The following is a 14,705-nucleotide window of genomic DNA, read 5'->3' as shown; positions in this document are numbered from 1 at the left end:
CACAAAGAAATCATGATTACACAAGTAAGCGATTCATTATATAGTCAATTGATTAAAACCTACGGCGGGAACCTGCCCTCCGCAGAACCCCGTTCGTTGGATGAAATCCGGAAGCAGGCGTTTGAACGCTTCAAAAGTACCGGATTTCCCACTGTCAAAAATGAGGATTGGAAATACACCAATGTCCAACCGCTTATCAGTCAGCATTACGAACTGGATGCCGAACCATCTTTGGTAGCGGTCGATCTTGATGGTGCTAATATTCCTCAACTGGATGCCTACCGTGTGGTATTGGTGGACGGAAAATATCACGCGGGACTTTCGGATACGGTTGATATGCCGGGCTTGTCCATCATGCCCATTGATCAGGCGTTTGAACGCCTTTGCTTTGCCAAGTATTTTGCTGAGTTTGCCGACAAAACGGATAATCCGTTTGTAACGCTGAATACAGCGCTGTTTACCGCTGGGTTATTTATCGAAGTGGGTAAAAACACCCAGTTGTCAAAGCCCATCCACGTGATCTATGTATCCAACGCGCGTCAGCCGGTATTTAATCAGGTGCGTAACCTATATGTGATCAGTACCTTCGCGGAAGCGGAAATCGTGGAATCATTTGTAACAGATCCGCAAGCGGCACGTAGCCTGAATAACCAGGTGACGGAAATCGTGGTACGTGAAGGAGCTAAGTTTCAGCATTACTATTTGCAGACGGCGGCTTCACAAGGCAGTTATCTTAACCATACGGAGGTATATCAGGAAAAGCACAGTCTGTATAATAATTACAATTGCACATTTCCGGGGCCTGCATTTGTACGGAATAACATCAACGTACGGTTGGGCGATAGCGAAGTAGAGAGCCATTTGTACGGCGTGACCCTTACGGCCGACAATCAGTTTGTAGACAACCACACCATCGTAGACCATATCCATCCCCATTGCGAGAGTTACGAATGGTATAAGAACATCACACAGGATACGTCTACGGCGGTATTCAACGGGAAGATATTTGTGCGTCCCGATGCCCAGAAAACGAACGCCTTCCAACAGAACAATAACATGCTCATCGGTGAAAAATCGGCGGTGTATACCAAACCTCAATTGGAGATTTTTGCCGATGATGTCAAATGCAGCCACGGTTGTACGATCGGGCAGTTTGATAACGAAGCGTTATTTTACCTTCGGGCAAGAGGCATCAGCGAGGCACAGGCACGGGTACTGCTGGTGCACGCCTTTGCGTTTGATGTGACCAGTCGCTTTGCCAATACCGTAGTACGGGAGTATGTTGAGCATTTAGTGGAAGAAGGGCTTTAGCCTTGTCCCGTTGCCGTGCGGATATGTGTTGGCGGTCGGGACGTCTTGACGGTGCTGTGGAGACACACCTAAAAGCACGGGGACGTTTGTTACCTCGTTATTACCACTTGCTTACCATTTACTTACCAATTGGTTAGTTCTCGCTTACTGCTGACTTACTTTTCCTTTACCACAGGCTTACCATTTCTTTACCTCCGCCTTACCATTTCCTTACCACAGGCTTACCATTTCTTTACCTCCGCCTTACCATTTCCTTACCACAGGCTTACCATTTCCTTACCACAGGCTTACCATTTCCTTACCACAGGCTTACCATTTCCTTACCATTTCCTTACCAGGGAAGTAAAGAAAAGGTATAAAAAGGGTAAATTAGGGCTAAGGGAGGCGCTTATCAGGGATACGGCTGCCCAAATCAACGCAGCGCCTCTTGCAATTGGGCAAAGCCGTGTAACGCATTAGCTGGCAGTTTTTGGCTGTCCATTTCAAACGTATAAAGTTTCGCTTCCTCTTCCACCACGCAGCCTTCCTCCGAGAAGTGGCCCGAAGGATCTTTGAAGGGCGGTGTTTCCAGCGAAAAATGTTCCGCAACAAAGGCGTACATGGCCTGGCGTTTCGCAGGGCCATAGTCGTGTTTATCGTTAGGAAGGTGGACATTTTGTATCAAGTCCTCCTGATTGTATAAACTGTATACCTGCTTCAGATAAGGCAGATCAATAGCGGGGAAGTCAGCCGTCCAATCGTTGCCATCGGAAATAAGCAACTGGGGCCGGGGAGCAGCCATTGCCGCAATTTCGACGTTGTTGGTGCCACCGCCACAGAAATGATGCCCCGCTCCGGTTTCGCAGGGACATCCTCCAGAGAAATAGGAAGAGACCATTACGACCGGCACGCTTAATTTAATGCGATCATCCAGGGCAGTCACTAAGATAGATTGACTTCCTCCACCCGATGCGCCGGTAATGCCGATTCGGCTCGTATCAACCGCTGCAAGGCCGTAGATAAAATCGAGCATCCGTAGATTGTTGATCGTTTGTATGGTAGCAGTCAAGCTGCGGCGATGATCGCTTTCTTCAAGCTGCAGGATAGACTCTCCATAGCCTACCAGATCATAACTAACGGCGATGACACCCATCCTGGCCAGCATTGCGCAGCGCAACTGATGATCGGGCCGGTACCGTCCACTGACAAAGTGCCCGTTGGGACACAGCATGGCAGGCAGCTTCCCGCTATGACCGGTCGGGACATAAAGAGAGCCCGCCAGGTAAAATCCAGGTAACGTTTCGATGGCAATATTTTCCACGGTATAGCCATCGTATTGACGTTTGGAGTTTTTTACCGCCGCAGTTACCGGAGTACGGTGTATACGTTGCAAGCCAAGCGTTTCACGGATGCAGGAAGATAAATCGCCGGAACGACTTTTCCATTGGGACAACGTGCGATAACTGGCCATCAACCGCGCAAGTTCCTGCGCTCCCTCCTCGGGATGCTTCCGGAAATACTCATAACTGGTGATGCGGTACGTGCTGTCATCCAGTTGGCGGTAGGTCAGCGGCAAGGGAGCAAGTACGTTTGTGAGTGTCTGTGCAGGGGTTGTGCGGTATTGCCACTGGGCAAAAGCAACCCATAGTTGTGCTAGTTTCGCCGAATCGTATTGGATGGTGATGTGGTGACGCTTTTCAATGTCGTCCACAACCTTGGAAAACCGTTCCCGGAAGTCATTCTCCCAAACCGGGCGCTCCTGAGCCAATCCATAGCCATTGAACAGCATGCACAGGAGAGTCGTTAGAAAAAAATAAAGCCGCTCCATCAGATACGAATATAGCAGTTATGCTGTTTTGAACCAAGGGTAAGCTGTTTTATTGTAGGAAGTACTTGGTAACCCGAAGTTAGCTTGGGTAAAAAAAACACAAAACAATCGATTGATTAATACTAAAAACACTATTTTTGCCGACATTCTATCGAAAATTAATTTCGAAAAATTATGTGTGGAATTGTAGGCTATACCGGCCAAAAACAAGCTTATCCGATACTGATAGACGGATTAAAAAAACTGGAATACCGTGGCTATGACAGTGCCGGGGTTGCGTTGCATTTGGGGAATCACCTCGCGGTTTATAAAAAACAAGGTAAGGTAGCTGCACTTGAGGCCTATGCGGGAGATCATCCGGTTGCATCTACAACGGGTATTGGTCACACCCGATGGGCTACTCACGGCGAACCGTCCGATCGCAATGCACATCCCCATTACTCGGCATCGGGCAACATCGCCATGATCCATAATGGCATCATCGAAAACTATGCACAGCTCAAGAACGAGTTAGCCGGCAAAGGTTATACCTTCAATAGCGATACAGATTCCGAAGTGCTGCTGAACTTCATTGAAGACATTAAACATAACAACGAATGCACGTTGGAAGAAGCGGTGCGCGTAGCCCTGAAGCGGGTTACAGGTGCTTATGTAATCCTGTTGATTGATACCGAACATCCCGATACCATCATCGCGGCTCGCAAAGGAAGCCCGTTGGTGATCGGCGTCGGCAAAGGAGAACATTTCCTCGGGTCGGATGCTTCGCCGATGCTGGCTTACACCAAAGAGGTGGTGTACATCAACGATTATGAATTGGCAATTGTCAGACCTGACGAACTTATTCTCAAAAATCTAGGCAACGAGCGTATTACGCCGTTTGTGCAAAAGCTTGACCTCGAATTGGCGGCCATCGAGAAGGGGAACTTTGACCACTTCATGCTCAAGGAAATCAACGAACAACCAAAGACTATTCTCGATTCGTTGCGTGGTAGGCTCAATGCCGAACAGGGTTACATCACGCTGAGCGGGCTGGACAAAATTGAGGAGAAACTACGCCAGGCCCACCGCATCGTTATCGTGGCTTGTGGCACCAGCTGGCATGCCGGACTTATCGGTGAATACCTTATTGAAGAGCTGTGCCGCCTTAATGTGGAGGTGGAGTACGCCTCGGAATTCCGTTATCGTAATCCCATCATATCGCCTCAGGATGTGATCATCGCGATATCCCAGAGTGGCGAGACCGCCGATACGCTTGTAGCCCTCGAAAATGCCAAGAAGCAGGGGGCAACCATCTTTGGCATCGTTAACGTGGTGGGTTCTTCCATCGCGCGGATTACGGATGCAGGAGCCTATACCCACGCAGGGCCGGAAATCGGCGTGGCCAGTACCAAGGCATTTACTGCACAGGTGGCGGTATTGCAGCTGTTTGCCCTGAAACTCGCTCAGCTACGGGGCACCGTTGATCCCGCGTTTTTCCGGCAGCTGCTGCACGAACTTGAAGCGGTGCCAGCCAAGGTAGCGTGGATTCTTGACACGCAGGTGGAGGCCATCAGGACCATTGCCCGTAGGTATAAAGAGGCAGATAACTTCCTCTACCTGGGCCGCGGATACAATTTTCCCATTGCGTTGGAAGGGGCATTGAAGCTCAAAGAGATTACCTACATCCATGCCGAAGGATATCCCGCGGCTGAAATGAAGCACGGACCTATAGCACTGGTGGATGAAAAACTTCCGGTGGTCTTTGTAGCTACCAAAGACGTATATCACGAAAAGATCGTGAGCAACATTCAGGAAATCAATGCGCGGAAAGGCAAGGTGGTGGCCGTGGTCTCGGAAGGAGACGAAACGGTGAACGACCTAGCCGAGGCGGTGATGGTGGTGCCGCAGGCTCATGAAATCGTGGCTCCCCTCCTGTCGGTCATCCCGCTGCAATTACTGGCGTATTACATCGGCGTGGAACGGGGGTTGGATGTGGATAAACCCCGCAATCTAGCCAAATCGGTAACCGTTGAATAGTTGTACCTTATGACGCCAAAACGGAAACCGTTGACCAAGTTGGGGTATGGCTTCGTCCCAGAGGAATACCTTCCCAAGGGTGCGGATGAATACCATTTCAGAAATCAGCAGCAATTGACGGTTCGTACGTATCGACAGCTTCGTGACGACGAGATCGTGATCCTAAACCGAAATGGCAACTATTCCCCCAATTGGGCAGACGTGTGGGTAACGGATCGGTTTCTGCCCGAACAAATACAGCAATCTAAGTTCTACGGTAGAGTGCGAATCGGTGATATGGAGGAAAGTTTTCTCGATTTTCGCGACCTGCAGTTGCCAATAGGCATTTACAACAGCGTCATCGTCAGCAGCGATATTGGTGGGTGCAATGCCATCCACAATGTACGTTACTTGGCACACTTCATCCTGGGCGAAGAGGTGATGCTCTTCAACATCAATGAGATGGAAACGAGCAATAATGCCAAATTCGGCAATGGTATCCTGAAAGAAGGCGATGCGGAAAGCAGCCTCATCCAGTTGGAACTCTGTAATGAAAACGGAGGCCGTGCTGTGCTGCCATTTGAAGGCATGCAGGCTTCTGATGTATATCTTTGGACCCGCCAGCGGCACGATCGTGTGCTGCAGTCGCGCTTCCGCGAAATTACCTTCCGTCGGTTTGATTCCCACCGGGGCTACTATAGCGTAGTGGGCCACCGTACTGTTATTAAAAATTCGCATACCATCAAAGACGTAAAAATCGGCACAGACGCGTACATCAAGGGAGTGAATAAACTTAAGAACGTTACGGTTAATTCCATCGCGGGTGCCTACACCCAGATCGGGGAGGGTTGCGAACTGGTGAACGGTATTATTGGCCATGGATGCCGCATTTTTTACGGCGTTAAGGCAGTCCGCTTTATCCTCTGCTCGTTTTCGCAACTCAAATACGGCGCACGGCTGATCAACTCCTTCCTAGCCGACAACAGTACCATCTCTTGCTGTGAAGTGCTAAACTCACTCATCTTTCCTGCGCACGAACAGCACCACAATAATTCCTTCCTGTGTGCATCGCTGGTGATGGGGCAGAGTAACATGGCGGCAGGGGCCACGGTAGGTTCTAACCACAACTCACGCGGTGCGGATGGCGAAATCATTGCTCACCGGGGCTTTTGGCCCGGACTCTGCGTAAGCCTCAAGCATAACTCGCGTTTTGCATCATATACGCTTATCGTAAAAGGAGATTTCCTCCACGAATTGGATATCCGACTACCTTTTGCTATGGTGAGTCACGATGTGGCAAACGACTGCATTGTAATCCTCCCGGCCTATTGGTTCTTGTACAACATGTATGCACTCATGCGCAACAACGCTAAATTCATCAGTCGCGACCGGCGCTCGCTGAAAAACCAGCATTTCGAATATGATGTGCTGGCACCCGACACGGTGAACGAGGCATTCGTGGCCCTGCGTGAAATCGAAATCGCCGTAGGCAAGGCTTACCATCCTGCAGGGAATCCTTCCGATTGGGCCGTCAAAGGCAAAGCGATATTGATGGATACAACGATTGATTTGCATGAAAAGGAAATTCTACTCGATCATGTGGAGAATTCCAAGCGAAAGGTAGTGCTCATCAAAGTGCGCGAAGGATACAACACCTACCGGCGCATCATCGCTTACTATGCGGCTACTCAACTTAAGTCTTATTTGGACACCCACTCGGTTGCCGAACTCCGGGCCGGTTACCTAGACCGGCCCGGCCGGCCGGAACGGATCGAGTTTGAAAATGTGGGCGGACAGCTTATCCGAAAACCGGATCTTGACGATTTGCTGGACCGCATCCGTAACGGGGAGCTCGTCGAATGGGAAGCCATCCACCAGCAGTATCACCTGCTGAGCAGCCAGTACCTGACGCATAAATTCGAACATGCACTCGCCGCCCTGCTGGAAATCCATGAACTGGAGAAATCAGCGCTGACCCCAGCATACCTCGATGCCTGCCTGGCGGAAAGCGTAGCCACAAAGGAATGGATCTGCCGAGAAATTTATAAAACACGTGCCAAGGATTACCGAAATCCGTTCCGTCAAATGGTGTATGAAAATGAGGAAGAACGGGATACGGTAGTGGGACGCTTGGAGGACAATGCATTTATCCAACAGCAACAGGAAGAATATACACAATACGCGGAATCCGTCAAAGCAATCCATCTGTTGCAATAGCATAGTATTACATACGGTTTCGGTTTCGGCAAATCAAAAAAATAAATTAGATTTGTCCGATTAACAACCAGTTAAAAAAGCCGACGGCAGTGTTTAAAGGACATCCAAATGACGAGATTCTTTTGGCCAAAATAGGCAAGGGAGATAAAACCGCCTTTAGCGTCCTCTATAACCGTTACCGCCACAAGGTGTATGCATATGCCGTCCGGGTGGTGAAATCCAACGAGCTGGCTGAAGACATTCTGCATGAAGTGTTTTTGAAGTTATGGCTCAATGAATCTGCCGCGGCAATCATGAACCTGGATGCCTACCTGCAGGTGGCTGCTAAAAACCTGGCACTGAATGTGCTACGTAAGCAGAAGCTAGAAGAGCTTTATAAACAACATGTTAAGAACGACGAGCGGGATTATATTGCGGATACGACAGCCGAACACATCCACGGCCGCGAAACTGCCCGATTAATCGATACCGCAAAAAGCCTGCTTCCTCCCCAACAACGAATGGTTTATGAATTGTGTAAGGAAAAGGGCATGAAATATGAGGAAGTGGCCGATCAGCTTTCCATCTCTAAACTCACGGTAAAAACGCACATGCAATTAGCCTTACGATCCTTAAAAGCCTACCTGATGGCGCATACGGACACTGCACTTTTGATCGTTGCGATCATCCCCTGTTATTTTTTTTAAAATTTTTCGCCGGCCATTACTCCTTAAGGGATGATCGTTTGTCATTAAGAAACGATGGAGGATAAGCGGCTAAAACAATTGGTCCAACGGTACCTGGATGGAGTATGTACGCCCGAAGAACTGGCTGCACTGCAAGAGATATTGAGAGATTCCGCATACCAGGAGCGGCTGGAAGCACTATTAGGCGAAGCTTGGCAGGATGGAGCGGAGGGAAGTGTGCCTCGTCAGGATGAACGTAGTGCTGACGAAATTCTACGGCGGATACTGGCCCATGATCGCCAAAAAAGACCCATATGGCTCAGCCGTTGGTCCATTGCTGCGACTGTCGTGCTGATCGTGAGTATCTCAGCCCTATTTTACCTCCGGTTTGGAGCAGGATTGGGAGACAATCAATCGGTGGTTAACACACCGCTGGATGCCGACCCGGGTACCTATAAGGCTGAGCTTTCCTATGATGGAGGGAAACCTTTGTTACTCAAGACCAGTCAGGAGGGAATTGTCATGACGGAACGTGGCGTATCGTATATAGACGGCACGGGAGTGGATCTATCCGCACAGGGAAAGCCAGTTAAGGAGAGCTACTATGAACTCCGAACACCGCACGGAGGTAGTTATCAGGTAACATTGCCTGATGGGACCCACGTTTGGCTAAATGCGCAGACTACCCTTCGCTATCCCGCTCGTTTTGCGTCGGATGCGCGGATAGTGATGCTAACAGGCGAAGCTTATTTCGACGTTGCAAAAAAAAAGGATGATAATGGGCGGGTGGTCCCTTTCTCGGTCATTACTGACCAGCAGAACGTACACGTGCTGGGTACGGAGTTTAACTTAAAAGCCTATCCTGATGAAGCGCTTACTACTACTACACTGATCGAAGGGCGTGTCCGGGTGGAGCGCCCGGTATCCGGGGAATCGGAGGGGGGGGCAGCGGTTATACTTTCTCCCGGACAGGAAGCCATCACATCAGGGACTGACGATGGACTTGTTGCCCGGGAGGCAGAAGCCAGTATTGTGGGGGCTTGGAAGGACGGATTATTTGTGTTTAACGATGAGCCATTGGAAAAGATCATGCAGCGCTTAAGTCGCTGGTATGATATTGAAATGTCCTATAAAGGGGGCGCAGAGCACATTCGGTTCACCGGCAATTATGCCATGGACAAGAGCCTGCGCAACCTGCTCGAACATATCACGCTAACCGAAGGAATCCGGTTTGAAACAGTCGGAAACTCCGCAAACGAAAGGAGGATTATTGCGATAAAAGACTAAGACAAAATCAATTGGTCTACGTCATAGAAGGTCAGGGGTGTCGTTACCACCCCTGAGACCTAATGTAGGCTAACAACTAAATTATAAGCATAACATTCGTTAACCACTTTTCAAATGTATACAAAATTCTCAGCATTGTTATGCAGGGACACCCCCTGCTATCCAATTAGGTATCTCATCATGGTTAAATTGATTACCCTGTTCATGACTACGGGCTTATTGCAGGTTACTGCGGCTACCTACGCACAGCAGGTTAGCCTGCAGGTGAAAGAAGCACGTATTCAGGAAGTATTGTTGAGGCTGACCAAGCAGACCGGTTATAACTTTATCGCTAAGTCAAACATATTGCAAGGAGTAGGTCCGGTGACAATCGACGTCGCCAACCGGCCACTTGAAGAAGTACTCCAACGGTGTTTTGGAGACCCCCGTTTCGAGTTTCTTTTTCAGCCAGACCATACCGTTATCATCAAAAAGCGCTCATCAATAAACCCGGCGGCGGGCTTACAGCAGCGTATCATCACAGGGCGCGTCAATGAGGAAAACGGCAATCCGATGAGCGGAGTGACGGTGAGCGTTAAAAGCACGCAGGTAGCCACCACGACAGACGTCAATGGCCGCTATCAATTAGCAATTCCTGAAGATGCTTCCGTTGTCGTATACTCATTGATCGGCTATGTGGAAGAGGAACGTGTGATTGGTAACGACCTGACCGTAGACGTGGTATTAACAACGAACGTGAGTGAGCTGGATGAGGTGGTAGTTGTGGGTTTCGGTACTCAAAGGCGGGCATCTGTGATCGGAGCCATCACCACCATTGAGCCAAGGAAGTTACAACTTGGCACATCCCGGTCGTTAAGCAACAACCTGGCTGGTCAGCTGGCTGGCGTAATTGCCGTTCAACGTTCGGGAGAGCCCGGGTACGATAATTCGAATTTCTGGATCCGTGGCATCAGCACATTCGGAGGCACGCGCAGCCCCCTAATATTAGTGGATGGGGTCGAACGCTCATTAAATAATATGGATCCGGAAGAAATAGAGTCCTTTTCCATCCTGAAGGATGCCGCGGCCAGTGCGGTATATGGTGTACGGGGTGCCAATGGTGTGATCTTGATCAACACAAAACGGGGCAAGATCGGAAAGCCAAAGGTATCCGTGCGGGTTGAGCAGGGAATGACCCAACCGGTTCAGTTGCCAGAGTTTATTGGTGCAGCCGATTACCTGGAAGTTCTGAACAGCATCCGCACGGAACGAGGTGCAATTCCAGCTTATAGCCAGGGACGCATAGACAGCACCCGCAATGGCCTTGATCCCGATCTTTATCCCGACGTGAATTGGCTGGATGCCATTCTGCGTGATCAGGCAGGCAACACGCGGGCCAACCTGAGCGTTAACGGTGGGTCGAGTATCCTACGGTATTCCCTGGTGACATCCTACTACCGCGAAGAAGGTCTTATCGAACGTGATCCCAGCCAAACCTGGAACTCTTCCTCCAAATTGAACCGATATAATGTACGCTCCAATGTCGATGTGAATATCAGCCCAACAACCCTTTTCAGGTTGAATATCGGTGGTTATCTTCAGGATAGGAGCCGGGCGCCATACAGTGTGGACGAACTGTTTCAACAGGCGTTTATTATTCCACCGCAAGTACATCCAACCGTCTATTCTTCGGGAGAGATTCCACGCACACCGGAACGGACTAACCCCTGGGCCCTTGCTACACAACAGGGGTATGAGCGGTTCAGTGACAGTAAGATCGAATCACAGGTAGCTTTGGAACAGGATCTGGAATTTTTCCTGCCCGGATTGAAAGTACGGGGGTTATTTGCGTTCGACCGTTTTTCCGGCAATTCTGTTGTGCGGAGTAAACAACCGGATTATTACAACCCCGCTATCGGAAGAGATGAAAACGGAAACCTGCGCTTAGTGATCGACCGTTATGGGCAGGAATTCCTGGGATACAGTACCGGAGCAGAATGGGGTGAAAAAAGCGCGTATTTGGAAGGGGCCATCAACTATGCCCAGACGTTTGGCGGGCACAATGTAGAATCCATGCTGCTTTACAACCAACGGAATTTCGACAACGGTGATTTAGTTCCCTTTCGTAACCAGGGGATAGCTGGCCGCTTTTCCTACAATTACGAAAACCGGTATATTGCCGAATTCAATTTTGGCTACAACGGTTCCGAAAACTTTGCTCCCGGCAAGCGTTTTGGTTTTTTCCCTTCTGTGGCGTTGGGATGGTATATTTCTGAAGAACCTTTTATGCGACGGACGAAGGAAGTATTATCGAAACTGAAGCTAAGAGGATCCTATGGTCTAGTGGGTAATGACCGCTTGGATGGACGTCGGTTTGCCTATATCACCACCATTAACACAACCGGTGGATATACCTGGGGGCTTAATAATGATTTCAGCCGAACTGGCCGGTTTGAAGGCGATCAGGGTATCGCCAGCCTTACCTGGGAATCGGTGGCCAAGGCTAATATAGGATTCGAACTTGGCCTGTGGAATGCTCTTGAACTTCAGGTAGACGTGTTTCACGAAGATCGGCGTGATATTTTTATGCAACGCCGTACCATACCGGGGTCAAGTGGATTTACGTTTGCTCCCTGGGCAAATTTCGGGCGCGTCAAAAACCGTGGCATAGACCTGTCGCTTGACGTCAATAAAGCCATTGGCACCGATTGGTTCGTATCTGCCCGCGGATCCTTCACGTACGCAGCCAATAAGATCATCGAACAAGATGAACCCAGTAGTGTCATCGGGCAACCACGGTCCACAACCGGTAAACCGGTGAGCCAATTAACCGGTTTTATTGCCGAGGGTTTATTTACAGAGGCTGATTTTTCGGATGTCGACGAGGGAACTCTTGCCCCAGGGATTCCAGTCCATACATTTGGGGTGGTGCGTCCGGGGGATATCCGTTATCAGGATATCAATAACGATGGAGTAATCAATGAACTGGATCGTACCACAATCGGAGGTACGGAAGATCCGCAGATGGTGTTTGGGGTGGGTGCCAACGTACGCTATAAGAGCGTCGATTTCGGCTTTTTCTTCCAGGGTGCTGGTGAGACGTATCGGATTATTGGAGGTTCCAACTTCATCCCCGGAAGTGCCAACGGCTCCATGGGCAATATTTTCTCGAATGTGGATAACCGTTGGACCGTGGATAATCCGCGGCAAGATGTGTTCTATCCGCGGCTATCTGACTACCAGAGCGCCAATAACAATATGCCGTCTACGTGGTGGCTGCGCGACATGAGTTTTATCCGCCTGCGCAATGTCGAGGCCGGATACAGTCTTCCTTCGGGTTGGTTGGATCGGATAGCGGTTAGTAACCTACGGATATTCCTTCGGGGCAATAATCTGCTTACCCTATCCGATTTTAAACTGTGGGACCCCGAACTCGGTGTAAATAACGGCATGCGCTATCCCATTCTAAAATCCGTTTCGGTCGGATTGGAGCTCAATTTTAAGTAAATACAAGTTTGAGATGAAGAACATATTGATGAAAATAGCAACCTGTATCATCGGCTTGGCAGTGTTGTCCTCCTGCAGTAAGTTTTTGGACCGCATGCCTGATGACCAGCTGACGCTGGAAATGGTTTTTAACGACAAGACCCGTACGGAAGACTGGCTGGCGGGTATTTATAGTAATATCCCCGATCCCTATTGGGGTTATACGCGGGACATTGTATTCGACCCGTTGTCGGATGATATGGCGCCCTCCACAGGGTGGGAACAGTTTGGCTGGACGGTTATAGGCAAACAGACCGGCAACTGGAATACGCTGAGTGACTGGCAGCCTAACTACTGGGTGGAACTACCCAAGCGGATCCGTTCTGCTTATATCTTTATTGAGAATGTAAAGCCCAACCCCGCACAGCTTGTCTCCGAAGAAGAGGTTAACCTGATGCGTTATGAAGCACGCTTCATGATCGCTTATTATTATTCGTTGTTACTGGATGCTTACGGAGCCATTCCATTTACTTTGGGGCTTACCAACCCCGCTGCGCCAGAAAGCGAGCTGATGATCGGGCAGACGCCGTTTGATGAAGTGATCAACTGGGCTGATCAGGAGTTGCTTGAACTCTCCACGCTATTACCCTCTTCGTACGCAGCAGCCCAAAAGTACGGTCGGGCTACCTCAATTATGTGTCTCGCCGTGCGCGCCCGGTTGCTGCTATTTGCGGCCAGTCCCCTGGTCAATGGTAATGCGGACTATGCTGATTTTGTCAACAACGAGGGTGTGCCCATTTACAACAGCACATACGATGCGGGTAAGTGGGAACGTGCTGCGCGCGCCTGTAAGCAGCTGATTGACGCAGCAGAAGCGGCGGGCCACCGTCTTTATTACGAATATACGGATGGTCGCATCGACCCCTTTCTTTCCTATCAGAACATGCTGTTCCGCAGGCCACAGGATGGGAATCATGAGATATTGTTTGCCCGGCCAGACTGCAATCATTGGGAATACGATAAGCATGCACAACCCCGGGGCACAGGCGGTAATGGCGGATTGGGGATTACCCAATCGTTGGTAGATGCTTTTTTCATGGAAAACGGGCTGCCCATTGACGACCCTAATTCAGGATATGTCGAAAAAGGCTTCTCCAGTGAACCTGAGGTCCGCAATACGGCTTGGGGCGAAGTACAGGGCGGCGGACAGGTTACCCTCGCGGGTACCTATAACATGTACACCCACCGAGAGCCCAGGTTTTACATTTCGGTACTGTACAATGGGGCCTGGTACCGCCGTGAAGGGCGGACGACAGAGTTTTACAGTGGCAACTGGGATGGTGGACCTACGCATGATGCACCGCAGAATGGGTACCTGATCCGTAAAAAAGTACATCCCGACCATGATCCGCGGAACGGTACAAACCCTTATAGGCCCGGCATTCTCTACCGGTTGGGAGAGGCGTATCTGAATTATGCGGAAGCGCTTAATGAAACCGATCCATCACATCCGGATATTTTGAAATACCTCAACCTAATCCGGGAACGTGGGGGTATCCCACAATATGGTCAAGGTGAAGATGCACTGCCCATTCCTGCATCACAAGAAGCCATGCGGGAGGCCATCCGGCGTGAGCGCCGTGTAGAGCTGAATAACGAAGGCATCCGTTACCGCGACATCCGGCGTTGGAAAATCGGCGAGCAAACGTTGAACGGGGATTTTTACGGTATGAATTTTTCCGGTACTCAGAAAGACGACGATGAAAATAATCCGTTGGCGTTTTTTAAGCGTACGGTATATCAACGTCGGGTATTCACCAAGAAGAACTACTGGTTTCCCATCCCTCAAGGCGAGATCGATAAAAATCCAAATTTAGTTCAGAATCCATTTTGGGCAGAATAGCAGATGTTTTCCCTGTCAATACCGAACGGTATTGACAGGGAATTTTCGATTTAAA

Annotated in this window: 8 protein-coding genes; 7 read left to right on the top strand and 1 reads right to left on the bottom strand. The window is 49.7% G+C overall.

Annotation, left to right across the window (positions count from 1 at the left end):
- Positions 1 to 12 precede the first annotated feature (12 nt).
- The gene (sufD, locus tag IEX60_RS12030) at positions 13 to 1,311 is read left to right on the top strand and encodes a Fe-S cluster assembly protein SufD (RefSeq protein WP_188750923.1); all 1,299 of its coding nucleotides are present in this window, start codon (positions 13 to 15) and stop codon (positions 1,309 to 1,311) included.
- Between the two features lie 412 nt (positions 1,312 to 1,723).
- Here the strand turns inward: sufD and IEX60_RS12025 are convergent, their stop codons facing one another.
- Positions 1,724 to 3,118 carry an alpha/beta hydrolase gene (locus tag IEX60_RS12025; protein ID WP_188750921.1) on the bottom strand — a complete coding sequence of 465 codons (1,395 nt, stop codon included), beginning with the start codon at positions 3,116 to 3,118 and terminating at the stop codon, positions 1,724 to 1,726.
- Between the two features lie 174 nt (positions 3,119 to 3,292).
- Here IEX60_RS12025 and glmS point away from each other — a divergent pair, with 174 nt between their 5' ends.
- The 6 genes from glmS (at position 3,293) to IEX60_RS11995 (ending at position 14,650) form a co-directional block, all read left to right on the top strand.
- Positions 3,293 to 5,134, top strand: a complete 1,842-nt coding sequence (glmS, locus tag IEX60_RS12020) for a glutamine--fructose-6-phosphate transaminase (isomerizing) (RefSeq protein WP_188750919.1) — start codon at positions 3,293 to 3,295, stop codon at positions 5,132 to 5,134.
- Between the two features lie 9 nt (positions 5,135 to 5,143).
- The gene (locus tag IEX60_RS12015) at positions 5,144 to 7,330 is read left to right on the top strand and encodes a DUF4954 family protein (protein ID WP_188750917.1); all 2,187 of its coding nucleotides are present in this window, start codon (positions 5,144 to 5,146) and stop codon (positions 7,328 to 7,330) included.
- An 89-nt stretch (positions 7,331 to 7,419) separates the two neighbouring features.
- Positions 7,420 to 8,016 carry an RNA polymerase sigma factor gene (locus tag IEX60_RS12010; protein ID WP_188750915.1) on the top strand — a complete coding sequence of 199 codons (597 nt, stop codon included), beginning with the start codon at positions 7,420 to 7,422 and terminating at the stop codon, positions 8,014 to 8,016.
- Between the two features lie 54 nt (positions 8,017 to 8,070).
- Positions 8,071 to 9,282, top strand: coding sequence for a FecR family protein (locus IEX60_RS12005; RefSeq protein ID WP_188750913.1), 1,212 nt, complete (start codon positions 8,071 to 8,073; stop codon positions 9,280 to 9,282).
- Positions 9,283 to 9,462: 180 nt separating this feature from the next.
- Positions 9,463 to 12,768 (top strand): SusC/RagA family TonB-linked outer membrane protein, encoded by a 3,306-nt coding sequence (locus IEX60_RS12000; protein ID WP_229717545.1) that lies wholly within the window; start codon positions 9,463 to 9,465, stop codon positions 12,766 to 12,768.
- Positions 12,769 to 12,781: 13 nt separating this feature from the next.
- Positions 12,782 to 14,650: a RagB/SusD family nutrient uptake outer membrane protein gene (locus tag IEX60_RS11995; RefSeq protein ID WP_188750911.1), complete on the top strand. Its 1,869-nt coding sequence runs from the start codon at positions 12,782 to 12,784 to the stop codon at positions 14,648 to 14,650.
- The last annotated feature ends 55 nt before the right edge of the window (positions 14,651 to 14,705 follow it).

The organism is Parapedobacter defluvii, assembly GCF_014642075.1.
Taxonomy (GTDB): Bacteria; Bacteroidota; Bacteroidia; order Sphingobacteriales; family Sphingobacteriaceae; genus Parapedobacter; species Parapedobacter defluvii.
The sequence above is the reverse complement of the archived record's forward strand: the minus strand, read 5'-3'. Positions and strand labels throughout refer to the sequence as shown.

Excerpts from the sequence above, each read along its gene's own strand:
- IEX60_RS12005 (WP_188750913.1), top strand. The coding sequence starts at position 8,071 with ATGGAGGATAAGCGGCTAAAACAATTGGTCCAACGGTACCTGGATGGA.
- IEX60_RS12000 (WP_229717545.1), top strand. The coding sequence starts at position 9,463 with ATGGTTAAATTGATTACCCTGTTCATGACTACGGGCTTATTGCAGGTT.
- IEX60_RS12025 (WP_188750921.1), bottom strand. The coding sequence starts at position 3,118 with ATGGAGCGGCTTTATTTTTTTCTAACGACTCTCCTGTGCATGCTGTTC.
- IEX60_RS11995 (WP_188750911.1), top strand. The coding sequence starts at position 12,782 with ATGAAGAACATATTGATGAAAATAGCAACCTGTATCATCGGCTTGGCA.
- sufD (WP_188750923.1), top strand. The coding sequence starts at position 13 with ATGATTACACAAGTAAGCGATTCATTATATAGTCAATTGATTAAAACC.
- IEX60_RS12015 (WP_188750917.1), top strand. The coding sequence starts at position 5,144 with ATGACGCCAAAACGGAAACCGTTGACCAAGTTGGGGTATGGCTTCGTC.
- glmS (WP_188750919.1), top strand. The coding sequence starts at position 3,293 with ATGTGTGGAATTGTAGGCTATACCGGCCAAAAACAAGCTTATCCGATA.